1 protein-coding gene is annotated in these 263 nt (G+C 70.0%); it reads left to right on the top strand.

Features of this window, described 5'->3' with window-relative positions:
* The coding region (locus AAHM41_RS40480) for a phage terminase large subunit (protein WP_342242297.1) at positions 1-263 on the top strand (263 nt) is incomplete at both ends.

Genomic DNA, 263 nt, shown 5'->3' with positions numbered 1-263 from the left:
GGCCTTCACCGTCCAGGCCGACCGGATCCTGGCGCCCGGTGGCGGCCGGATCATCTTCCAGGGCATGCAGAACCACACCGCCGAGAGCATCAAATCGCTCGAGGGCTATGACATCGCCTGGGTCGAGGAGGCCCAGTCGCTGTCGAGGCGGAGCCTGGAACTGCTGCGCCCGACCATCCGCAAGCCGGGGTCGGAGCTGTGGTTCTCGTGGAACCCGACCCGGCCGGACGACCCGGTCGACGCGCTGTTCCGCGACGGCCCGG

The organism is Inquilinus sp. OTU3971 (assembly GCF_038440215.1).
The sequence above is the reverse complement of the archived record's forward strand: the minus strand, read 5'-3'. Positions and strand labels throughout refer to the sequence as shown.